The sequence below is a fragment of the Pectobacterium sp. IFB5596 genome (assembly GCF_021432585.1).
Classification (GTDB): Bacteria; Pseudomonadota; Gammaproteobacteria; order Enterobacterales; family Enterobacteriaceae; genus Pectobacterium; species Pectobacterium punjabense.
This window is the reverse complement of record NZ_LXFY01000003.1, coordinates 25899-46872: the sequence shown is the minus strand read 5'-3', so window position 1 is coordinate 46872 and position 20974 is coordinate 25899. Positions and strand designations below refer to the sequence as shown.

Annotated in this window: 22 protein-coding genes and 4 tRNA genes; 19 read left to right on the top strand and 7 right to left on the bottom strand. The window is 48.4% G+C overall.

All coding sequences use genetic code 11. The features are described from left to right. Positions 1-179 precede the first annotated feature (179 nt). The 3 genes from A6301_RS05245 to A6301_RS05235 form a co-directional block, all read right to left on the bottom strand. Positions 180-1778 (bottom strand): sensor domain-containing diguanylate cyclase, encoded by a 1599-nt coding sequence (locus tag A6301_RS05245; RefSeq protein ID WP_234257272.1) that lies wholly within the window; start codon positions 1776-1778, stop codon positions 180-182. 182 nt (positions 1779-1960) lie between these two features. Then, entirely contained in the window at positions 1961-2635 is a 675-nt protein-coding gene (locus A6301_RS05240; protein ID WP_039307942.1) for a MarC family NAAT transporter, read from the bottom strand. Positions 2636-2709: 74 nt separating this feature from the next. After that, on the bottom strand, positions 2710-3198 hold the full coding sequence (locus A6301_RS05235; protein WP_107169145.1) for an SRPBCC family protein: 489 nt from the start codon (positions 3196-3198) through the stop codon (positions 2710-2712). Positions 3199-3679: 481 nt separating this feature from the next. Between A6301_RS05235 and A6301_RS05230 the strand changes: the two genes are divergently transcribed. The 14 genes from A6301_RS05230 (at position 3680) to luxS (ending at position 14298) form a co-directional block, all read left to right on the top strand. Beyond that, positions 3680-4015: a hypothetical protein gene (locus A6301_RS05230; protein ID WP_107169146.1), complete on the top strand. Its 336-nt coding sequence runs from the start codon at positions 3680-3682 to the stop codon at positions 4013-4015. 240 nt (positions 4016-4255) lie between these two features. Continuing rightward, positions 4256-4750 (top strand): nicotinamide-nucleotide amidase, encoded by a 495-nt coding sequence (gene pncC, locus A6301_RS05225; protein WP_205540092.1) that lies wholly within the window; start codon positions 4256-4258, stop codon positions 4748-4750. A gap of 107 nt (positions 4751-4857) precedes the next feature. After that, positions 4858-5931: a recombinase RecA gene (recA, locus tag A6301_RS05220; protein ID WP_010285348.1), complete on the top strand. Its 1074-nt coding sequence runs from the start codon at positions 4858-4860 to the stop codon at positions 5929-5931. 45 nt (positions 5932-5976) lie between these two features. Continuing rightward, positions 5977-6465, top strand: coding sequence for a recombination regulator RecX (gene recX, locus A6301_RS05215; RefSeq protein WP_107169148.1), 489 nt, complete (start codon positions 5977-5979; stop codon positions 6463-6465). Positions 6466-6603: 138 nt separating this feature from the next. Then, the gene (gene alaS / locus A6301_RS05210) at positions 6604-9231 is read left to right on the top strand and encodes an alanine--tRNA ligase (RefSeq protein WP_107169149.1); all 2628 of its coding nucleotides are present in this window, start codon (positions 6604-6606) and stop codon (positions 9229-9231) included. Between the two features lie 324 nt (positions 9232-9555). Further along, the gene (gene csrA / locus A6301_RS05205) at positions 9556-9741 is read left to right on the top strand and encodes a carbon storage regulator CsrA (RefSeq protein WP_005972168.1); all 186 of its coding nucleotides are present in this window, start codon (positions 9556-9558) and stop codon (positions 9739-9741) included. Between the two features lie 293 nt (positions 9742-10034). Further along, positions 10035-10127 (top strand) — tRNA-Ser (locus A6301_RS05200). 8 nt (positions 10128-10135) lie between these two features. After that, positions 10136-10212: transfer RNA gene (locus tag A6301_RS05195), tRNA-Arg, on the top strand. A 71-nt stretch (positions 10213-10283) separates the two neighbouring features. Next, positions 10284-10360, top strand: a tRNA-Arg gene (locus A6301_RS05190). Positions 10361-10412: 52 nt separating this feature from the next. Then, a tRNA-Arg gene (locus tag A6301_RS05185) sits at positions 10413-10489 on the top strand. 512 nt (positions 10490-11001) lie between these two features. Beyond that, positions 11002-11568 carry a fructose-1-phosphate/6-phosphogluconate phosphatase gene (yqaB, locus tag A6301_RS05180; protein ID WP_205543183.1) on the top strand — a complete coding sequence of 189 codons (567 nt, stop codon included), beginning with the start codon at positions 11002-11004 and terminating at the stop codon, positions 11566-11568. Beyond that, positions 11565-11993 (top strand): YqaA family protein, encoded by a 429-nt coding sequence (locus tag A6301_RS05175; RefSeq protein ID WP_234257271.1) that lies wholly within the window; start codon positions 11565-11567, stop codon positions 11991-11993. The genes yqaB and A6301_RS05175 overlap by 4 nt, the downstream gene beginning before the upstream one ends. A gap of 82 nt (positions 11994-12075) precedes the next feature. After that, positions 12076-13629, top strand: a complete 1554-nt coding sequence (gene gshA, locus A6301_RS05170) for a glutamate--cysteine ligase (protein ID WP_107169152.1) — start codon at positions 12076-12078, stop codon at positions 13627-13629. Between the two features lie 153 nt (positions 13630-13782). Then, positions 13783-14298, top strand: coding sequence for an S-ribosylhomocysteine lyase (luxS, locus tag A6301_RS05165; protein WP_107169153.1), 516 nt, complete (start codon positions 13783-13785; stop codon positions 14296-14298). Between the two features lie 69 nt (positions 14299-14367). Here the strand turns inward: luxS and A6301_RS05160 are convergent, their stop codons facing one another. Beyond that, complete coding sequence (locus tag A6301_RS05160; RefSeq protein ID WP_107169154.1) at positions 14368-15162, bottom strand: inner membrane protein YpjD; 795 nt, start codon at positions 15160-15162, stop codon at positions 14368-14370. Between the two features lie 168 nt (positions 15163-15330). Here A6301_RS05160 and ffh point away from each other — a divergent pair, with 168 nt between their 5' ends. The 5 genes from ffh to rplS all read left to right on the top strand — a co-directional run bounded on the left by ffh (position 15331) and on the right by rplS (position 18869). Continuing rightward, positions 15331-16692 (top strand): signal recognition particle protein, encoded by a 1362-nt coding sequence (gene ffh / locus A6301_RS05155; RefSeq protein ID WP_215484431.1) that lies wholly within the window; start codon positions 15331-15333, stop codon positions 16690-16692. A 157-nt stretch (positions 16693-16849) separates the two neighbouring features. Further along, a complete protein-coding gene (gene rpsP, locus A6301_RS05150; protein ID WP_010285998.1) occupies positions 16850-17098 on the top strand; it encodes a 30S ribosomal protein S16 in 249 nt (82 codons plus the stop codon). An 18-nt stretch (positions 17099-17116) separates the two neighbouring features. Continuing rightward, positions 17117-17665, top strand: a complete 549-nt coding sequence (gene rimM, locus A6301_RS05145) for a ribosome maturation factor RimM (protein ID WP_107169156.1) — start codon at positions 17117-17119, stop codon at positions 17663-17665. A gap of 38 nt (positions 17666-17703) precedes the next feature. Next, positions 17704-18459 carry a tRNA (guanosine(37)-N1)-methyltransferase TrmD gene (gene trmD, locus A6301_RS05140; protein ID WP_205540089.1) on the top strand — a complete coding sequence of 252 codons (756 nt, stop codon included), beginning with the start codon at positions 17704-17706 and terminating at the stop codon, positions 18457-18459. 62 nt (positions 18460-18521) lie between these two features. Next, positions 18522-18869, top strand: coding sequence for a 50S ribosomal protein L19 (gene rplS / locus A6301_RS05135; protein WP_010285987.1), 348 nt, complete (start codon positions 18522-18524; stop codon positions 18867-18869). Between the two features lie 161 nt (positions 18870-19030). Here rplS and A6301_RS05130 read toward each other — a convergent pair whose 3' ends face one another. From A6301_RS05130 to A6301_RS05120, 3 genes are all read right to left on the bottom strand, one after another. Next, positions 19031-19249: a DNA-binding transcriptional regulator gene (locus tag A6301_RS05130; RefSeq protein WP_015841360.1), complete on the bottom strand. Its 219-nt coding sequence runs from the start codon at positions 19247-19249 to the stop codon at positions 19031-19033. An 87-nt stretch (positions 19250-19336) separates the two neighbouring features. Further along, positions 19337-20491 (bottom strand): phage late control D family protein, encoded by a 1155-nt coding sequence (locus A6301_RS05125; protein WP_234257270.1) that lies wholly within the window; start codon positions 20489-20491, stop codon positions 19337-19339. Then, positions 20488-20973 (bottom strand): phage tail protein, encoded by a 486-nt coding sequence (locus A6301_RS05120; protein ID WP_234257269.1) that lies wholly within the window; start codon positions 20971-20973, stop codon positions 20488-20490. Before A6301_RS05120 ends, A6301_RS05125 begins: the two co-directional genes overlap by 4 nt. Position 20974 lies beyond the last annotated feature (1 nt).

Below are 20974 nucleotides of genomic sequence, written 5' to 3'. Positions count from 1 at the left end.
TACTTGCTGATGACAATACTATACATTTGGCTTGCTATAGTCCTTCCATCCCTTGTCAGTACCTCACATCTCTGTGAGTGTTGTGTAGTTAACCATCCCTGTCATTAGAATGACCTTACCCGCCTCGTGCGGGTTTTTTTTGCCTGCGATTCAGCCGATTAGATTAACGCTGCGAATACCTAATTTGTATCTTTTTTGAGCGGGTGATCGGGGGGTATTTTGGTAACGACTCGATTCCTACCTTCATGCTTGGCTTGATAGAGGGCGTCATCCGCAGTTTTCAATATACTATCTATCTGTTCCGTTCCTGGAATAAAACAGGTGACGCCTAATGAAATCGTGATGTTTTCAGGAATCGGCAGTGGCATTCTTTCAACTTTTTTACGCAACCGTTCGGCAATCTCGGCGGCTTGCTTCATGTCAGTATCGGGTAGGAGAGCCAGAAATTCCTCCCCACCCGTACGACAAATCAGATCGGATTCTCGTGAACCTTGTTTTATGTTGTTAGCCAACAGCCTGATAACGTCATCGCCGACATTGTGCCCATAGGTGTCATTGACGCGTTTGAAATGATCAATATCAATCACGATAGCGGCGACCTGATCACTCTTTGACAGAATGAGTTCAACGTTCTCATAGATACCACGGCGATTGAGTAGCCCGGTGAGTGGATCGGTGTGGGCTTGCAAACTCAGCTTGCCGATCCGCTTGTGTAACAACACCGTACCGAAAAGAATGACGCGTTTTAGTTGGTCAACCTCAAAATACCAGGAGGGAACTTTCTTGATTTTTTCAATGACGTCGGGCTCCTCCATTTTACTGGCAGAAACGGCCAGCAAGCGCAAAGGGTTGGCGATAGAGAAGGCAAGTAGGGTAAGCGCAATCAGCGTTAATGCCATTACCGGTGCACCTTCGTATAAAACGGACCGCATGACGTTGTTAAGTGAATCGAGTACATTTTGATAAGGGTGTAAGGTAATGATAACCCAGCCTGATGATGCCACTGTATCAAACCCAGCCAGAGACGGAGTGCCTCGCATATCGGGTATGGCAAGCGTTCCGCTCTTTTTGTTCTGAAAGGCTTCCTTGATTCTCTTGTCGTTGACGGGCTTACCGACCCACTGTTTATCCTGATGGTAGAGAACAATTCCATTTTTATCGATGACATAAACGCTGGAGTAATCGTTGTAGAAATGGGTATTCATGAACTCGTTTAACACGCTTTTGCTTTTTAAATAAATGGTTCCGCCGATGTAGCCAAGGTAATTGCCTTGCTTATCTTTGATGGGGGAGGAAACCAGCACGATGAGATTTCCTGTAACGGAAATATAAGGCTGGCTAATTAACGTTTTTTTTTCCTCTAGCGCTAACTTGCTGGCATCTGAGGTCAGCGTGCTCCCTTTCAGGTTGAGCGATGTTGGGTAAACCGTGTGTATGCGGTTCTGGCGATCCGCAACGAAAACCGAATTAAAACTTTGGCTCATGCGGAATGTTTGTTCGCTTTTCTCTAACAGCACATCATCGTCGCTAAAACTATCCGCCATCGATATCGCACTGTAGGCCAACTCCTGCTGTGCGGAAGATAAAAAACTTTCTGTGGTGGCCGCTAATTTGGTGGAGTAATTAAGGTTTGAACTAAGTATCTGATCGGTAATGAGCTTTTTTTGTACATTATAAACGGCGATATAAGCATTCGTCAGCGTAACGATCATACTGATAATGGCGAGGGACAAAATGAGTGAACGTAAATTGACTGGGAACCGCTTTCTTATTTTCATGATTGGCCGCCCCTACTTTCCGTTAGGTAAGCAAAAATTAATCGTTCTTATTGTTATATAAAATTTGTTATGTAACACGGGCTGAACATCTCTTACGGCCGTTGAATAAACCCCGCTATTCAAAGTTATAGACGCTAATCGTGCTATTTGGCAACGTGCTGACACCGCTATTATCATTCAGCTTAATGGAGAGAATGCACGATCTCCAGTGTGCCATTAATGATGAATTGTACACCCATGCAAACCAGCAGAAACCCCATCAGCCGTGAAATGGCTTCAATACCACTTTTCCCAATCAGTCGCATAATCAGGCCAGAGCTTTTCAGACTGAGCCAGACGATCAGGCTGATCAACATAAACGTGAGGACGGGGGCGACGGTAATCACCCATGGTGTAATATCGACGCCGCTTTTGATTTGTGATGCAGAGCTAATGATGAGGGCGATGGTGCCAGGCCCGGCAGTACTAGGCATTGCCAGTGGAACGAAGGCGATGTTGACTTCATTGGCTGAGAAGCTGTCGTTAATTTCTTCTTTTTTGCTTTTGACTTCGGGCGCATGTTCTGGTTTTTGCTGAGGAAAAAGCATGCGAAAGCCGATAAATACCACGATGAGCCCGCCAGCAATGCGTAACCCGGGAATGGAAATACCGAAGGTATTCATCACGATCTGACCCGCATAGTACGCGACAGTCATGATGATGAAGACATACAGCGAGGCCTGAAAGATCTGACGATTGCGTTCCCCTTGGCTCATGTTGCCGGACATCGCCAAAAATACCGCTACCGTCGTCAGTGGGTTCGCGAGTGGCAGGATTAACACCAGACCAAGACCAATGGTTTGAATCAATTCCAGCATTCTACGTTCCTCTTTATTGGGGCGCTTTTGTCAGTTCAGGAAAATGGTCAATGATGACCTGTCGCGGTGGTGCGCTATGCCAACTCACCTTCCGCTAATTTTTTAAAACGATAGAGTGTTTTAGTCAGCATATCGCGAGAAAACATATCAAACATTTGGCCGATCTTTTTTCCGATCAAGCCTCCTGGTGGATTGTAGCGAATAGTCAGCGTCACGGTTGTTCCCGCTTCTGACGACGCTGGCCGAAAAGAAAGCCGGCCTTCATTAGGAACACGCGCGCCTTCTAGTGAACGCCAGTGGATATATTCCCCCGGTTTTTCGTCAATAATACGAGCCTGCCACTCAATGAGTGCACCAATCGGTGTGTTGATTCGCCAGTTAGAGTCGGTATGGTTCAGTATCTCAATACTCGCGAAGTGGCCCATGAGGATCGGCAACGTTTCCGGTTTGCGCCAAAGATCAAACAAGCATTCTTCCGGCCGATTGATCGTGATACTGCCGCTGATTTCATTGGCATAGCTGCCATTTTTCACTGCCATTCGTCTTAAGAAAGAGGGAAACACCCGTCATCCTCCCTAATGGATTGTTACCCCTTTATGGGCATATGAACGCCATTCTGACTGATATCGACCAGCGAAGCAAAATTGGAGGAGGTTGGCAGTATGTTGGTACAGGCTATCACAGCAATAGCCTAAATTTTTACGCGCCTAATGTTACGTTAATGTTCATTCAGTACTGTAAGTATCAGACAGAAGCCGAATGAAGTGCCGCAAAACACCAGGGTTTTTATATAACGATAATAGCTATACCCCGCCCACTATGATTAGTGGGCTTTTTTTTATTTTTACCTCCCTGTTTATATATTTTATTTTTATATTATTTGATATTTGTCAATTTATTATTAATGAGATTGTACCTATTAAGGTGTAATGGAATTTTGTCCATGTTTTCTGTCCTGTGAATAATGTATTGATTGCCGTGATTTACTTTATAAGTTCGTCGTGTTACGTTTATAATCAGCTTTCTCGCTGGTGAGTAATAAATATGAATAATCCTTTTGTTGCCAAGTGGAGCCGTAATGGCAACCTGCTTTGCCATGGCCATTGGTTAATCTCTTATAAAGAAAAAGATTTTTCGCTACCGGAAAAATATAAAGAAAATCATATGGGAACCATGGGGATCTATTCTATTATTGATCCTGATGATGAAACTTATCGTGACGGATTAGATGAGGATGATTGGATTCTGGGAAATATAGACTGGCTTGCCGATAGCTTTGAAGATAATAATGTTCCTATCGAGGAGTGTTATTTTAGATATTTTTTTCAGGCCATAAATAAGCAGGACTGGCGATGCACCAGTTGTGCGGGTTGTATGTAAATGATGCTATCATCATTAATTACGCCACCTTCTTTACCTGCCGACCGATAAATGATTAAGGTCAGGCTGTTTTCTGCATAATTATCCGATTTATTTCTATTCAGTTTTCCTCGGTTTCTCTCATTCTTCATCCCTATTTCATCTTCTTTGCTAAGCGCGTCGCATACTGTGCAGCGAGGCGTCTTTTTTGGGGAAAAGTGTTACCCTGACCAAACTATCCTTGATTACTATGAGGCGACAATGACAGAAGCAGACATTCTGCGGTTAAGTGCTTTGGTGGGGGAAAAACTGAAAGCCCGCGGTGCCACATTGACATGTGCAGAATCTTGCACTGGAGGCTGGCTGGCTAAGTCTATTACCGATGTAGCAGGGAGCTCTGGCTGGTTTGACTATGGTTTTGTGACATATAGCAATCTGGCGAAACAGCGTCTGGTGAATGTGAGTGCAGAGACATTGGAGCGATATGGTGCTGTGAGTGAAGACGTGGTCAATGAGATGGCCGCCGGAGCGTTGCAGGCCGCCAGTGCAGATTTTGCCATATCAGTAAGTGGCGTCGCTGGGCCAGACGGGGGGACTGAAGAGAAACCTGTCGGTACAGTGTGGTTCGGCTTCACCGACAAGCAGGGCGGGGGATTTGCCCAAAAAATGCGATTTAGCGGAGACCGAAATGCGGTACGTCTGCAATCAGTCCATTTTGCGCTGCAAACGCTGCTCGACGCATTTCTGAAAAAATAACCTTGATGCTGTATACGCATACAGTATAATGTCAGTAATTATTCGGCAATTCATGATTAAGCAGCCGCGTAGAGACAGCAGCTTTACGCCGCATGACAGGAGCAGAAATGGCTATTGATGAGAACAAACAAAAGGCACTTGCGGCAGCACTGGGCCAAATCGAAAAGCAATTTGGTAAAGGTTCTATCATGCGGTTGGGCGAGGATCGCTCAATGGATGTTGAAACTATTTCTACAGGCTCTTTGTCCCTTGATATTGCTCTGGGTGCCGGCGGTTTACCTATGGGGCGCATCGTTGAGATCTATGGCCCAGAATCTTCCGGTAAAACCACGCTGACTCTACAGGTGATCGCTGCTGCTCAGCGCGAAGGTAAAACCTGTGCGTTCATCGATGCTGAACATGCGTTGGACCCCATTTATGCGAAAAAGCTGGGCGTAGATATTGATAACCTGCTGTGTTCTCAGCCGGATACCGGCGAGCAGGCGTTGGAGATTTGTGATGCACTCACGCGTTCTGGCGCTGTTGACGTTATCATTGTCGACTCTGTCGCTGCACTGACGCCGAAAGCTGAAATTGAAGGTGAAATCGGTGACTCTCATATGGGCCTTGCGGCACGTATGATGAGCCAAGCTATGCGTAAGCTGGCGGGTAACCTGAAGCAAGCCAATACGCTGCTGATCTTCATCAACCAGATCCGTATGAAAATTGGCGTGATGTTTGGTAACCCTGAAACCACCACTGGCGGTAATGCCCTGAAATTTTACGCTTCTGTTCGTTTAGATATTCGTCGTACTGGCGCTATCAAGGAAGGTGAAGAAGTTGTCGGCAGCGAAACGCGTGTTAAAGTTGTGAAGAATAAAGTCGCGGCGCCGTTTAAGCAGGCTGAGTTCCAAATTTTGTACGGCGAAGGCATCAATATCCACGGCGAGCTGGTTGATCTGGGTGTGAAACACAAACTGATCGAAAAAGCCGGTGCTTGGTATAGCTATAACGGCGACAAGATCGGCCAGGGTAAAGCGAATGCCTGTAATTTCCTGAAAGAAAATCCTGCGATTGCTGCTGAGCTGGATAAAAAATTGCGTGAAATGCTGCTGCATAAAGGCAATGAGCTAACGCCCGCGGCAGCAGGTAATAGCCATGACGAAGATGAATTCGCAGGCGAAGGCAACGAAGAATTTTAATGGTGGTTGAATTACCCGTGATAGAGCATGTCAGCGGATCGATGGATGAATAAACCGTTACGCTATGCGATGAATGTGCTTTCTGTTCGCGATTATAGTGAAGTTGAAATACGCCGCAAATGTGCGGCGTATTTATATAAGTCAGAAAGCGTAGAGGGTGAAGTCGACGGAGCCACAGCCCAAGCTGCGGCAGAAGATGTGGAAGCGGCTATTGCTTATTGCAAGGAGCATGGTTGGCTGGATGATGCGCGCTATGCTCGCCGCTATATCAGCAGCCGGAGTCGCAAAGGCTATGGTGTCCAGCGGATTAAAATGGAGTTGAGCCAGAAAGGAATCGATAAAACACTATTAGCCACGGCGTTGAACGAGAGTGATATTGACTGGTGTGCGCTTGCTAAATCGGTTGTGGAACGGAAATTCGGGCATCCTCTGTCCGATGAATGGAAAGACAAAGTCAAACATCAGCGATATCTGCTCTATCGTGGCTTTTTTCATGAAGAAATCCAGTCAATCTATACGAATTTTTCAGATTGAACGCACACGGGATTTTACTTCCCATCGAAGAAAATTTATCTTATTCCCACTTTTTTGTTCGTGAGTTGCTCGGTAACGTCAGCATGCTGGACTAACCTTGCCCGCGATCTGTTCTTCTAGCTTGATTCCAGGACAATTATGAGCAAGAGCACCGCTGAGATCCGTCAAGCGTTTCTCGATTTTTTCCACAGTAAGGGACACCAGGTTGTTGATAGCAGCTCTCTGGTGCCGAACAACGATCCGACATTGTTATTCACCAATGCGGGTATGAACCAGTTTAAAGATGTGTTCCTCGGGCTGGATAAACGTAACTATGTCCGAGCGACGACCTCGCAGCGCTGCGTACGTGCCGGTGGTAAACATAATGACCTGGAAAACGTAGGTTATACCGCACGCCACCACACCTTTTTTGAAATGCTGGGTAACTTCAGCTTCGGTGATTACTTCAAGCATGATGCGATTCGCTATGCGTGGGAATTGCTGACGTCTCCCCAGTGGTTCAATCTGCCAAAAGAAAAATTGTGGGTAACGGTATACGCAACGGATGATGAAGCTTACGACATTTGGGCTGATGAAGTTGGTGTGCCGCGCGAAAGAATTATTCGTATTGGTGATAACAAAGGTGGACCTTACGCCTCTGATAACTTCTGGCAGATGGGCGAAACGGGGCCGTGTGGTCCATGCACCGAAATTTTCTTCGATCACGGAGAGCACATCGCGGGTGGCCCGCCGGGAAGCCCTGATGAGGATGGCGATCGCTATATCGAAATTTGGAATCTGGTGTTCATGCAGTTCAACCGCCAGGTTGACGGCACTATGCTGCCACTGCCGAAGCCTTCCGTCGATACCGGTATGGGCTTAGAGCGTGTTTCTGCGGTATTGCAACATGTCAATTCAAACTATGACATTGATCTGTTCAAGACGCTGATTGATGCGGTAGCGAAAGCTGTTGGTACAACCGATTTAACCAATAAATCGTTGCGTGTTATCGCCGACCATATCCGCTCTTGTGCGTTCCTGATTGCCGATGGCGTGATGCCGTCTAATGAAAATCGTGGCTATGTCCTGCGTCGTATTATTCGTCGTGCCGCGCGTCACGGTAATATGCTGGGCGCGACGGATGCCTTCTTTTATAAACTGGTTGCGCCACTGATTGAAGTCATGGGGCCCGCCGCTGCCGAATTGAAAAAGCAGCAATCGGTGGTTGAGCAAGCGCTGAAGATGGAAGAAGAGCAGTTTGCCCGCACGTTAGAACGTGGGTTGTCTCTGTTAGATGAGGAAATTAAAAACCTGAAAGGGGATACCCTGGATGGTGAAACTGTCTTCCGCCTGTATGACACTTATGGTTTCCCTGTCGACCTCACTGCGGATGTTTGCCGCGAGCGTGGATTAAAAGTTGACGAGGAAGGTTTTGAATCTGCGATGACGGCTCAGCGTCAGCGTGCTCGCGAGGCCAGCGGATTTGGTGTGGATTACAACAGCCTCATCCGAGTGGATGAAAACACGCCATTCTGCGGCTATGAAAAAACACAGCAGCAAGCGAAGGTGATTGCGCTTTATCACAACGGAAACGCGGTCGATCAGATTGCGGCAGGTGATGAAGCAGTCGTGATTCTGAACGAGACGCCATTCTATGGTGAATCCGGCGGTCAGGTTGGCGACCAGGGTGAATTGAAAAATGCGGGCGTCAGCTTTGCCGTTCAGGATACGCAGAAATACGGTCAGGCAATCGGTCATGTCGGTAAACTGACTCAGGGTACACTGCGTGTTAACGATAGTGTCGATGCAAACGTTGATAGCCAACGCCGCGAGCGCATTCGTCTGAACCACTCTGCAACGCACCTGCTGCATGCCGCGCTCCGTCAGGTCTTGGGCGATCATGTCGCACAGAAAGGTTCTCTGGTTAACGATAGCTACCTGCGTTTTGACTTCTCACATACGGAAGCGATGAAACCTGAGCAGATTCGTCAGGTTGAAGATATCGTTAACGCGCAAATCCGCCGTAACCTTACCGTGCAAACGGATGTCATGGCGCTGGATGATGCGAGAGCGAAGGGCGCAATGGCGCTGTTCGGCGAGAAGTACGATGACCATGTCCGTGTTCTGACGATGGGGGATTTCTCCATTGAACTTTGTGGCGGTACGCATGCAAGTCGTACTGGTGATATCGGACTGTTCCAAATCATTTCTGAGTCAGGTACTGCTGCCGGCGTGCGTCGTATTGAAGCGACCACGGGCGAGAATGCGCTGTCCGCGCTGCATCGCCAGAGCGACGTTCTGCAAGACATTGCGCAGTTGCTGAAAGGAGATAGTCACAATCTGACGGATAAGGTACGCTCTGTTCTGGATCGTGCGCGTGCATTGGAGAAAGAGCTTCAGCAGTTGAAAGCTCAGCAAGCCGCGCAGGAAAGCTCGTCCCTGTCCGGTAAAGCAAAAGAGATTAATGGTGTGAAGTTGCTGGTTACGCAACTGGATAACGTCGATCCTAAACTGCTACGCACGATGGTTGATGACCTTAAAAATCAACTCGGGTCTGCTGTTATCGTTCTTGGAACGGCGGCAGAAGGCCGGGTTAGCTTGATTTCTGGTGTGACGAAAGATCTAACTGACCGCGTAAAAGCTGGCGAACTGATAGGGTTTGTTGCCCAACAGGTTGGCGGCAAAGGCGGTGGTCGCCCTGATATGGCTCAGGCTGGTGGTTCAGACGTGTCGGCATTGCCTGACGCGCTAGCCAGCGTTGAGCCTTGGGTTGTTGCTAAGTTATAAGCGATAGATAACGTTTTATTTGCGTTATCCCACAAAAACGCCATAACTTTCTGGTTGTGGCGTTTTTTTCTGCGGAAAAGGATTCATTAAACAGGGGGGAAAGTGTGTTACCTTCAGACATTCTGAGGCGTTATATGCTACGCCCTCTTGTTGTGATAACAAAAGCACAAGCTACTGATATCGACTAAACTAACAAGTAGTAACGAGCCGAAGTGTGATGGGGTGGTTATACCATCGGCTAGGTTTACGTTTTCACAGCACATGATGGATAATGGCGGGGAGACAGAGAGACCCGACTCTTTATAATCTTTCAAGGAGCAAAGAATGCTTATTTTGACTCGTCGAGTTGGCGAAACCCTCATGATCGGCGATGAGGTAACGGTTACCGTATTAGGAGTGAAAGGCAACCAGGTGCGTATTGGTGTTAATGCACCTAAAGAGGTTTCTGTCCACCGTGAAGAGATCTATCAGCGTATTCAGGCCGAAAAATCTCAACCGACGTCATATTGATTGACAATGCGTCTCGTGTTCGCGGGACGCAATTGCCACTTCCCGCTTTTCTCCCACACATTTATCGATATAGCTATTTTTATTGCGCGCTTCCTTTGGCAAGGTAACCGCCTGTTTTTCTGTCGATAAAACAGACTTTTTGTTGTGAAAATGCGCGTCTTGGATGCGAATTGTTCAAACGAACGTAAGGTGGGAAAAATTGTTTGACTTATAAGTCTGGGAAAGTAATATGTGCGCCACGCAGTACCGGTGAGCACTAACAAGAAGTTCTTAGTAGCAAACAGGTAATGTAAGGTGAGGTGGCCGAGAGGCTGAAGGCGCTCCCCTGCTAAGGGAGTATGCGGTCAAAAGCTGCATCGAGGGTTCGAATCCCTCCCTCACCGCCATTTAATCTGCATCCGTAGCTCAGCTGGATAGAGTACTCGGCTACGAACCGAGCGGTCGGAGGTTCGAATCCTCCCGGATGCACCATTAAATACTGCCTTTGCAAGGCAAGCGGTATTAGTGAAAGCAAGTTTTGTCGTAGATGAAGAATTAGTAATGCATCCGTAGCTCAGCTGGATAGAGTACTCGGCTACGAACCGAGCGGTCGGAGGTTCGAATCCTCCCGGATGCACCATTCTTAAGTATCTCGTTTAATTGCTCACCCCCATATTTCTGCACCACACTCTGCATCCGTAGCTCAGCTGGATAGAGTACTCGGCTACGAACCGAGCGGTCGGAGGTTCGAATCCTCCCGGATGCACCATATTTTAATATAGTAAAAATCCTCTCGTTACTCTTATAATCTGCTGTTTTGGTTTGTAAGAACGAGGGAGGAAAACGTTGCTTTGGCAACGGCCCGCAGGGCGAGGCTAAGCCGAGTAATCCTCCCGGATGCACCATATTTTAATATAAATAAATTTTTTCTAGTCGCTAACCGAATCGCTTCGTATCAGTGAAGACGTCTCAAGGTTAGTCAGATAATGTTTCTCAGAAACACCATCTTTGTTTTACCATTTACTCTCTTCCGTACTTTTTAGCGCTACAGCGGTACTGTTCTCTGTTTTGCTAATTCATACCGATATTTTTCTAAGCACGACCGTGCATGAATTTTTATCTCTCCTCCCGTCTATATATTGAGATTGAGCCTACGTATAAATGAGGGCTATCTTACCACTATGGTAGTAATAACCTGTTTTTTATAAGGTTATTGAGTAAGCGACAACGTTTTCACTTTACGATAAAGTAAGCTCTCTTTTCAGTGAGCATGGAGTCATGATGTACGATCGCTATCAAGGGCTGATCTTTGATATGGATGGCACCCTACTCGATACAGAGCCTACACACCATAAAGCGTGGGATCTGGTGCTTGCCCGGTATGGTATGAATTATGATGCCAGTGCCATGACAGCATTGAACGGCTCGCCTACCTGGCGTATTGCGCAGCGTATTATTGACAGCCACCAGGCGGATATTGATGCCCACCAACTCGCAGCGGAAAAAACCGCTGTTGTTGAGGAAATGCTACTGGATACTGTACAGCCGCTACCGTTAATTGATGTTGTTAAACATTATCGCGGACGGCGCCCTATGGCAGTTGGTACGGGTAGCACGCATGGAATGGCTGATAGACTGCTAACCCATTTGGGGCTGCATAATTATTTTGATGCGATCGTCGGTGCAGATGATGTCACACAGCATAAGCCTTTTCCCGATACTTTTCTGCGTTGCGCCGCGTTGATTTCTGTCGCACCGGAACACTGTATCGTGTTTGAAGACGCTGATTACGGTATTGAAGCGGCTAAGCGGGCCAATATGGCTGTGGTTGACGTCCGTACACTGTGAGTGAGTTCTGGGCCGTTTTTTCTCTTTTCTGGAGTAGCTTGCTCAGTGCAACACTGTTGCCCGGCAGTTCGGAAGTACTGCTGGTGACATTATTGTTGGCTGACAGCGCAAAACCTTATCTGCTGATCATTGTGGCAACGATAGGAAATACGCTGGGCGGATTAACAAATATTTTTATAGGGCGCTTACTTCCTCAGCCAAAACAACAAGCTGGGCATACGATGGCCATGCGCTGGTTACAGCGCTATGGTTGTGCTGCGCTGTTATTTAGCTGGGTGCCGGTAGTAGGCGATTTATTATGCGTGTTAGCGGGTTGGTTACGTATGCCCTGGGTGAAATCGGCGGTTTTTATCGGTATTGGAAAAGCGCTGCGCTATATCGTATTGACAGGTATAACGTTACAGGGGATGGCGTGGTGGTCTTAGCCAGATTGCAATGTGAGCTGGTGAGCGCTACTGAGTTTCAATTATGCTTACAACAATTACATTTTAACAACGGGAGGTCGATTTGATCCCGGACATTTCAGAAGCACTTTCTTGGCTGGAAAAACACCCACTGGCAGTGAAGGGTATTCAGCGTGGAATTGAACGCGAAACGTTGCGCGTAACAGAAAACGGACATCTTGCTACGACAGGGCACCCTGAAATATTGGGCTCGGCGTTGGCACACCCGTGGATTACGACAGATTTTGCTGAAGCGCTGTTGGAGTTTATTACCCCAGTCGACAAAGACGTCGATCATCTGCTGACGTTTTTGCGCGATATTCATCGTCATGTTTCCCGTCAGCTAGGCGATGAGCGGATGTGGCCATTGAGCATGCCGTGCTTTATCGACAGCGAGCAAAATATAGAGTTGGCGCAGTATGGCTCTTCAAATGTTGGGCGTTTTAAAACGCTTTATCGCGAAGGGCTGAAAAACCGCTATGGTGCATTGATGCAGACCATTTCCGGTGTGCATTATAACTTCTCTCTACCGTTGTCATTCTGGCAGGCGCGAGAAGGTGTCGCTGATGTAGAAAGCGGTAAAAAAGCCATATCAGCGGGATACTTCAGACTCATTCGCAATTATTACCGCTTTGGTTGGGTGATCCCTTACCTGTTTGGTGCTTCTCCTGCGATCTGTTCTTCTTTCCTGAAAGGGAGAGAAACCGCACTGCCGTTTGAGCGTACGGAAAAAGGCATGCTTTACCTGCCTTATGCCACTTCTCTACGGCTCAGTGATTTAGGCTATACCAATAAATCACAGAGCAATCTGGGGATTACATTTAACGATCTGGATACCTATGTCGCGGCGTTAAAACGTGCGATAAAAACGCCATCTGACGAATATGCTCAGGTTGGTATGATGAAGGATGGTCGTTATCTACAATTGAATACGAACGTCTTGCAGATTGAGAACGAGCTCTATGCGCCGATCCGTCCTAAGCGTGTGACGCGTGCGGGTGAAACGCCATCAGATGCCTTGCTGCGTGGCGGAATTGAATACATTGAAGTCCGTTCGCTGGATATCAACCCGTTCTCTCCGACCGGGGTGAGTGAAAGTCAGGTACGTTTCCTGGATTTATTCCTTATCTGGTGTGCGTTAGCGGATGCGCCGGAAATGAGCGCGGATGAACTACTGTGTACGCGTAAAAACTGGAACCGAGTGATCCTTGAGGGGCGTAAACCAGGGCAGACGGTGGGAATGCGGTGTGAAACCATCCAGCAGCCGATTGCCGAAGTTGGGAAATCCCTGTTTGCGGATTTACGTCGCGTTGCGGAAGTGCTGGATGCGGAAAACGATCAACCGCATTATCAGCAGGTATGCGATGAGCTGCTTGTGGGGTTTGACGATCCAGAAACGACCTTCTCTGGTCGACTATTAGCGTTGATGAAGCAAGAAGGCAATGGTAGCGTGGGGCTGAATTTAGCGGAAGAATATCGCAAAATGCTCAGCAGCGAACCGCTACAGGTGTTGACGGAAGAACAGTTGGCTGCGGCGAGTGAGAAGTCCTGGCAGCGCCAACGTCAGATTGAGTCTGAAGATACGATGAGTTTTGCCGATTATCTGGCGGCGAATTAAAAAGAAAAGGCCACAGAAACTGTGGCCAAATAAACATCTCTAATAGGGATGATGATAATAAATGCGCGTCTTTCAGTAAGTCAGACCCGCATAAAAAGGAAAAGTTTCCCGGAAACGAGAAAAAATGAATTTTTTCTATGAGGAGGTGGCATTATGCCGTTACTAGATAGCTTTACCGTTGACCATACTCGTATGGCTGCACCCGCCGTTCGGGTCGCTAAAACCATGAAAACCCCTCATGGCGACAATATCACTGTATTTGATCTGCGCTTCTGTCGTCCGAACATCGAAGTCATGCCAGAACGCGGAATTCATACGCTAGAGCACCTGTTTGCTGGCTTTATGCGGGATCATTTAAACGGTGATGGCGTTGAAATTATCGATATTTCTCCGATGGGATGTCGTACCGGTTTCTACATGAGTCTGATTGGTACGCCGGATGAGCAACGTGTTGCCGACTCTTGGAAAGCCGCAATGGCGGACGTTCTGAAAGTCACCGATCAGCGTAAAATCCCTGAACTGAATGAATACCAATGCGGCACCTATGATATGCATTCACTGGAAGAAGCACAGGAAATCGCTCAGCATATCCTTGATCACGATATCGGCATTAACCAAAATGACGATCTGGCGTTGCCGAAAGACAAATTAGCTGAGCTGCATATCTAGTTTGTTAGGTATGATCAGATAAAAAAGAGAGCCGAAAGTTGGCTCTCTTTTTTGTGTGCGTGAACAATGTCAGACTGCGAGGAAGTGCTGTATCACCCGGCTGCCAAAGTAGGAAAGCGTCAGCATCAGTGCACCGAGCAGGCTGAACCAGACGACGCGCCGACCTCGCCATCCTTCATGATAGTGTCCCCAGAGCAACAAAATATAGATGAACCAGGCAAACAGTGAGAACACCGCCTTGTGCAGGTTCTCTTTGTTGTCAATCAGGTCGTCCATATAGAACAAACCGGTACAAAGCGTCAGCGTGAGTAAGATGACGCCAATCTGCGTGATGTGAAACATCTTACGTTCAATGCCCATCAACGGCGGCATGTCAGCGGCAAACCCTAGCTTCTTGTTCTTGAGCAGATAATCAAGCCAGGCAAGCTGGAGCGCATAAAGTGCCGCAATCAGCAAGGTTGCATAGGAAAAAAGTGCCAAGCCGATATGGATCATCAAACCCGGTGACGCTTCCAGATGTGTAATAAACTCACTCGGCATGAAGCTGGCAAAAGCCAGATTGATCAGCGCAAAGGTGTAGACGATAGGGAGAATAAACCAGCCGCGATCGCGTGCTGCGACAATCGTCATAACGGTACAGATGATGAGGCTGACCAGCGAACCAATATTCAGCAGACTAAGATTTTGCCCCACCTGAACATCAAAAATACGTTGATAGAGCGCCACCGCATGGCAGATTAGCGCAGCGCTGGCCGAGAGTATTGCCAGCCGACGATATGCACTGTTCTTGCGCAGCAGACTGGGGATAATCAGTCCGAGGCTGAGTGTGTAGGCGACAAGCGCCACAATAGCGAAAACAGACATACAAATAGGTTATTAAATATCAACTAGGTAAAATAAAGAATCAGTATAGCGTTAGTCGCCGTGGGCACCAACAGTTCTCCGTTAGCAGCGCTGAGATCGTTCCCGCTTTTGTGTATAATCCCTTCTATTCGTGTCGCGCTGCGGCCTGTCTTACGTTGAGCATGAGATATGTTTGAAAATTTAACCGATCGACTCTCGCGCACATTGCGCAATATCAGCGGCCGCGGGCGGTTGACTGAAGAAAACATTAAAGAAACGCTGCGTGAAGTGCGGATGGCATTGCTGGAAGCCGACGTCGCGTTACCCGTGGTGCGTGATTTTATCAATCGTGTAAAAGAACGAGCCGTTGGGCATGAGGTCAACAAAAGCCTGACGCCAGGACAAGAGTTCGTCAAGATTGTTAAAAACGAACTTGTCAGCGCAATGGGCGAAATTAACGCCGAACTAAATCTCGCTGCTCAGCCGCCAGCAGTGGTTCTGATGGCCGGTCTGCAAGGTGCGGGTAAAACAACCAGCGTGGGCAAGTTGGGCAAGTTCCTGCGCGAAAAGCACAAGAAAAAAGTGCTCGTGGTGTCTGCCGACGTTTATCGCCCTGCGGCGATTAAACAGTTGGAAACGCTGGCACAGCAGGTGGGTGTCGATTTTTTCCCATCCGATGTGCAGGAGAAACCGCTTGCTATCGTAGAACGTGCATTGCAGCACGCTAAGCTGAAATTCTACGATGTCTTGCTGGTTGATACCGCCGGTCGTCTCCACGTTGATGACGCGATGATGGACGAAATCAAGCAGGTCCATGCGGCAATTAAGCCCGTTGAAACGCTGTTTGTCGTTGATGCCATGACGGGGCAGGATGCGGCAAATACGGCGAAAGCCTTTAATGAAGCGCTGCCGCTGACTGGGGTTATCCTCACCAAAATTGATGGTGATGCCCGTGGTGGTGCGGCGTTGTCTATCCGCCATATTACTGGCAAGCCGATTAAATTTCTCGGCGTCGGTGAAAAAACCGAAGCGTTGGAACCGTTCTATCCCGATCGTGTCGCATCGCGCATTCTCGGTATGGGCGATGTGCTTTCACTGATTGAAGATATTGAAAGCAAGGTTGACCGTACACAGGCAGAGAAGCTGGCGAAGAAGCTGAAAAAGGGCGACGGTTTTGATTTGACCGATTTCTTGGATCAGCTCAAGCAAATGCGCAACATGGGCGGCATGGCGAGCATGATGAGTAAAATGCCGGGCATGGGCCAGTTGCCTGATAATGTTAAGTCACAAATGGATGACAAGGTTCTGGTGCGTATGGAAGCAATCATTAATTCGATGACGCTTCAGGAACGTGCTAAACCCGAAATTATCAAAGGTTCGCGCAAACGCCGTATCGCACAGGGTTCAGGTATGCAGGTGCAGGATGTTAACCGCCTTCTGAAACAGTTTGATGATATGCAACGAATGATGAAGAAGATGAAAAACGGCGGCCTGGCTAAAATGATGCGCGGTATGAAAGGAATGATGCCACCCGGATTCCCGGGACGTTAATCACCGAAATTGAGGGCGTAGAGAAACTCTTGGCGAGATTACACGCTTTAGATTGCTTTTTGCGCCAAAATGAGTAAAATTTTCGGGCTTTTTATATGACATACTGGGCTCCGTTCCTCGATGGAGCCCAGTTGTTTTATTCACTAAAGAGGATGTTATGGTAACAATTCGTTTGGCACGTGGCGGCGCAAAAAAACGCCCCTTCTATCAAGTAGTCGTGACTGATAGCCGCAATGCGCGTGATGGTCGTTTCATCGAGCGCGTAGGTTTCTTCAACCCAATCGCATCTGGTCAAGCAGAAGCCCTGCGTCTGGATCTGGACCGTATCGAGCATTGGCTTGGTCTGGGTGCAACTGTGTCTGATCGCGTATCTTCGCTGATCAAAGACGCTAAAAAAGCAGCATAATCTGTTGCGGTGGTGATAATGAGCAATCAACTCAGCCCAAAACCTCCCGTTAACCCGATTGTTATGGGGAAAATTGGGTCGGCGTATGGCATCCGAGGTTGGCTCAGAGTGTTTTCATCCACCGAAGATGCCGAGAGCATTTTTGATTATCAACCCTGGTTCACCCAGAGTAAAAGCGGTTGGCAGCTTATCGAAATTGAAGGCTGGAAGTATCACAATCAGGATCTGATCATAAAAGTGAAAGGTGCTGATGACCGTGATGCGGCTAATTTATTGACCAATTGTGAAATTGTCGTAGATTCGTCACAACTGCCCGATCTGGGCGAAGGTGATTATTACTGGAAGGATCTTATTGGCTGTCAGGTCGTGACCGTAACAGGTTATGAGTTGGGTAAAATCATCGATATGATGGAAACTGGCTCGAACGATGTGATGGTGATAAAAGCCAACCTGAAAGATGCCTTCGGGGTCAAAGAGCGGCTGGTTCCGTTCCTCACCGAACAGGTTGTTAAGCGCGTCGACCTTTCTGCTCAAACTATTGAAGTAGATTGGGACCCGGGTTTTTGAACTCTGAATCGACCAGTAGTACCCAGCGGAACGAGACTATGTGGATTGGGGTAATTAGCCTGTTTCCAGAGATGTTCCGGGCAATTACTGATTACGGAGTCACTGGCCGGGCAGTTAAAAATGGCCTGCTGAACGTACAGTATTGGAGTCCTCGTGATTTCACTTACGATCGGCATCGCACCGTGGATGACCGACCTTATGGTGGTGGTCCCGGAATGCTGATGATGGTGCAACCTTTACGGGATGCGATCCACGCAGCAAAAGCAGCGGCAGGCGAAGGCGCGAGAGTGATTTACCTATCACCTCAGGGCCGTAAATTAGATCAGCAAGGCGTACGTCAACTCGCTACGAACCAGAAGATGATTCTGGTCTGTGGACGGTACGAAGGGATTGATGAGCGCGTAATTAAAACCGAGATCGATGAAGAATGGTCGATAGGGGATTACGTGCTCAGCGGTGGGGAACTGCCAGCGATGACTCTGATTGACTCCGTTGCCCGTTTTATTCCGGGCGTTCTGGGGCATCAGGCTTCAGCAGAAGAAGACTCTTTTGCTGATGGATTGCTGGACTGTCCTCATTTCACTCGCCCTGAAATACTGGAAGGCATGGAAGTTCCAGCAGTGTTACTGTCTGGCAACCATGCTGAGATACGCCGCTGGCGATTGAAGCAGTCGCTGGGCCGAACCTGGCTTAGAAGACCTGAACTTCTGAAAAGCCTAGCTCTGACTGACGAGCAAACAAGGTTGCTGGCTGAATTCCAACGTGAATATCAGTCTGAGCAACGAGAGTATTAGGTGGTTACGCCGGTTTACCGTGTGAACCCAACTATCAGTTTACCTAGGGTAAGAGACATATTATGAGCAACATCATTAAGCAAATCGAAGACGAACAAATGAAGCAGGACGTACCTGCATTTCGTCCGGGTGATACCGTAGAAGTGAAGGTATGGGTTGTTGAAGGTAGCAAAAAACGTCTGCAGGCATTCGAGGGCGTGGTTATCGCTATTCGTAACCGCGGTCTGCATTCTGCATTCACTGTTCGCAAAATTTCTAACGGCGAAGGCGTGGAGCGTGTATTCCAGACTCACTCTCCGGTTGTTGACAGCATTGCTGTTAAACGTCGTGGTGCCGTGCGTAAAGCCAAACTGTACTACCTGCGTGAGCGTACTGGTAAGTCTGCTCGTATCAAAGAGCGTCTTAACTAAGATAGCGCTTTCGCAACATCCGAAAGTTGTTGTTTTTCATAAGCCTAGCGTAATAGCTAGGCTTTTTTTTATTTAAATGGCGGCAAAGTGGCGGCAGAAAAAAATCAGTGGCGACAGATAGGCAAAAGAAAACCCGCTTTCGCGGGCTTTAGGTTTCTGTGTTAAATCCAGAGTGCTCCCTGATTTGACCGATCAGGATGTGGCGGGACGGGCTTAACATCGCCCGGCGTCATAATAATATCTGCTATGGTTTCCATTGATTTGAATGTGCAACCGCAGTTGATATTCTGGCACTGGTGATAACGTTCTTTTGTCTTGTTCGTAATGTAGCGACTGGATCTCGCGTGCGCTGCATTTTGGCAGAGTGGGCAATGCATCATTTCGTAAATCACCTTATCGTTCTTTCTGGTTTATATCGTCAATCATATCACTTTATTCGATTTTTCAAATGATGATTTGAAAATGAATTACTGCTCACTTATCCCATACTCAGCTTCAGACAGCAGCACCTCCAGTTCCAGCGCGGTAACGTAACCTGAATTGCTCAAACTGTGCGTCACTTTTGAAATTGTCCACGGCTGTTCGTCGATCACCTGTTTGAACCCGCTAACCTGAACAGGGGTTTCCGGGAACAGGTCTGCACGTCCCATTGCCAGCGTGATAGAGAACTCCGCGACACCACGCTGGAGTTTGTCCCACTCCGCCTGTGCGGCGCGTTCCGCCTCTGCTTTGGTGCGATAAACTTTAGTCAGCGACAGCACGTTTTCATCGGTGCCAACCAGATAATCTCCTTCACGCGCTTCCGGTGCTTTTTTAGTTTTCTTCGCTTTAGGATGGTTTTTTACAGGTTGTGGTCCCTGATGCAGCAGTACCTTTTTCTTGCGCTGAATTTTGACTACATTCGGTTTCTTTGGCTCTTTGTGATGCAGCCAGCTTGCCGTCACGCCTGTGTACGCGCCCCGATCAGCCAGACTAAAACTGTGTTGGTCGCCGTCGCTGCGTTCAATGATTTGTTGCGGAATAGGTTTGCCGCTGGCCGTCTTCCCCGTTCCGGGACGGATAAACAGCAAGCGTCCGGCCTTAATCGCCACAATTGCCCCGTTGCGCTCGGCCAGCCGGGTAATAAATTTCGCGTCGGTTTCCTGCGTCTGGTCGATGTGGGGAATTTTTATCCCCGCGAATCCATCAGCCAGCATCGGCGCGAGGTTGTTACGCTTCGCCACCTGTTCAACAATCGCCCCCAGCGTAGTGTCGTGATAGGACAGCTCACGCCGGGAGTTCAGCGACCCGCGAAAGTCAGCACTTCGCGCCCGGATAGTCAGCGTATCCGGTGTGCCACGGTGCTCTATTTCATCCACCGTAAAATCGCCTTTGCCGATCAGCGCCTCACCTTCCCAGCCCAAAAATACCGACAGCACCGCGCCCCGGCGGGGCAACTGCACCAACCCGTCGCTGTCGTCCAGCTCGATGTCGAGTTGGTCGGCCTCAAATCCCCGATTATCCGTCAGACCCAGTGACAGCAGGCGTGGGCTGATAACGGTTGTAATGTCCTGCTCGTTCAGGCGTAGCAGGTACGCGGGGGCGGTTTTACTGCCTGCCTGTACATTTATCGGGTTAATCATGCGAATAATCCCCCGATAGCCGCTTGCGCCTTATTCGCCATTTCCCCGGCACTGCCTATCAAGCCCTCGGCCTGCTGGCGTAAATCGCCCAACACGGCAGACAGTGACGAGTCTACGCGGGTCAGCGTGACGGTGAACTCAATCCGCCGGGCGCGGCCATCAGGGAAAAACTCGGTTTTCGTCTGGCTGATACTGTTCACCACAAATACACCGTAAATCGTGCCGCTGCCCTCAATCAGCGGCCATGCCCGCCCCTGATCGGCCATCGTTTCCAGCATCAACAATGACAGCGTGCCGCCTGTGATTTCCGGCAGCAACTCCCCCGACAGTGTGATTTTTTCCTCTTCAATACCTAAGAACTGCAACGCCGGACGCTGACCAACGCGGCTGTTTGACGGCCAGCGGTAATCAACGTTGCGCTGCATGTTCTGGTAGGGCAGGGTCTGGAGCTGGAACACAAACAGCCCTAATGTGAGCATCATA

Bases quoted from the DNA above. Each gene is read 5' to 3' on its own strand.
- pncC (WP_205540092.1), top strand. From the start codon at position 4,256: ATGACAGAAGCAGACATTCTGCGGTTAAGTGCTTTGGTGGGGGAAAAA.
- trmD (WP_205540089.1), top strand. From the start codon at position 17,704: ATGTGGATTGGGGTAATTAGCCTGTTTCCAGAGATGTTCCGGGCAATT.
- csrA (WP_005972168.1), top strand. From the start codon at position 9,556: ATGCTTATTTTGACTCGTCGAGTTGGCGAAACCCTCATGATCGGCGAT.
- alaS (WP_107169149.1), top strand. From the start codon at position 6,604: ATGAGCAAGAGCACCGCTGAGATCCGTCAAGCGTTTCTCGATTTTTTC.
- rimM (WP_107169156.1), top strand. From the start codon at position 17,117: ATGAGCAATCAACTCAGCCCAAAACCTCCCGTTAACCCGATTGTTATG.
- ffh (WP_215484431.1), top strand. From the start codon at position 15,331: ATGTTTGAAAATTTAACCGATCGACTCTCGCGCACATTGCGCAATATC.
- A6301_RS05230 (WP_107169146.1), top strand. From the start codon at position 3,680: ATGAATAATCCTTTTGTTGCCAAGTGGAGCCGTAATGGCAACCTGCTT.
- rplS (WP_010285987.1), top strand. From the start codon at position 18,522: ATGAGCAACATCATTAAGCAAATCGAAGACGAACAAATGAAGCAGGAC.
- A6301_RS05120 (WP_234257269.1), bottom strand. From the start codon at position 20,973: ATGATGCTCACATTAGGGCTGTTTGTGTTCCAGCTCCAGACCCTGCCC.
- A6301_RS05130 (WP_015841360.1), bottom strand. From the start codon at position 19,249: ATGATGCATTGCCCACTCTGCCAAAATGCAGCGCACGCGAGATCCAGT.
- A6301_RS05240 (WP_039307942.1), bottom strand. From the start codon at position 2,635: ATGCTGGAATTGATTCAAACCATTGGTCTTGGTCTGGTGTTAATCCTG.
- recX (WP_107169148.1), top strand. From the start codon at position 5,977: ATGAATAAACCGTTACGCTATGCGATGAATGTGCTTTCTGTTCGCGAT.
- A6301_RS05160 (WP_107169154.1), bottom strand. From the start codon at position 15,162: ATGTCTGTTTTCGCTATTGTGGCGCTTGTCGCCTACACACTCAGCCTC.
- A6301_RS05125 (WP_234257270.1), bottom strand. From the start codon at position 20,491: ATGATTAACCCGATAAATGTACAGGCAGGCAGTAAAACCGCCCCCGCG.
- recA (WP_010285348.1), top strand. From the start codon at position 4,858: ATGGCTATTGATGAGAACAAACAAAAGGCACTTGCGGCAGCACTGGGC.
- luxS (WP_107169153.1), top strand. From the start codon at position 13,783: ATGCCGTTACTAGATAGCTTTACCGTTGACCATACTCGTATGGCTGCA.
- A6301_RS05245 (WP_234257272.1), bottom strand. From the start codon at position 1,778: ATGAAAATAAGAAAGCGGTTCCCAGTCAATTTACGTTCACTCATTTTG.
- rpsP (WP_010285998.1), top strand. From the start codon at position 16,850: ATGGTAACAATTCGTTTGGCACGTGGCGGCGCAAAAAAACGCCCCTTC.
- yqaB (WP_205543183.1), top strand. From the start codon at position 11,002: ATGTACGATCGCTATCAAGGGCTGATCTTTGATATGGATGGCACCCTA.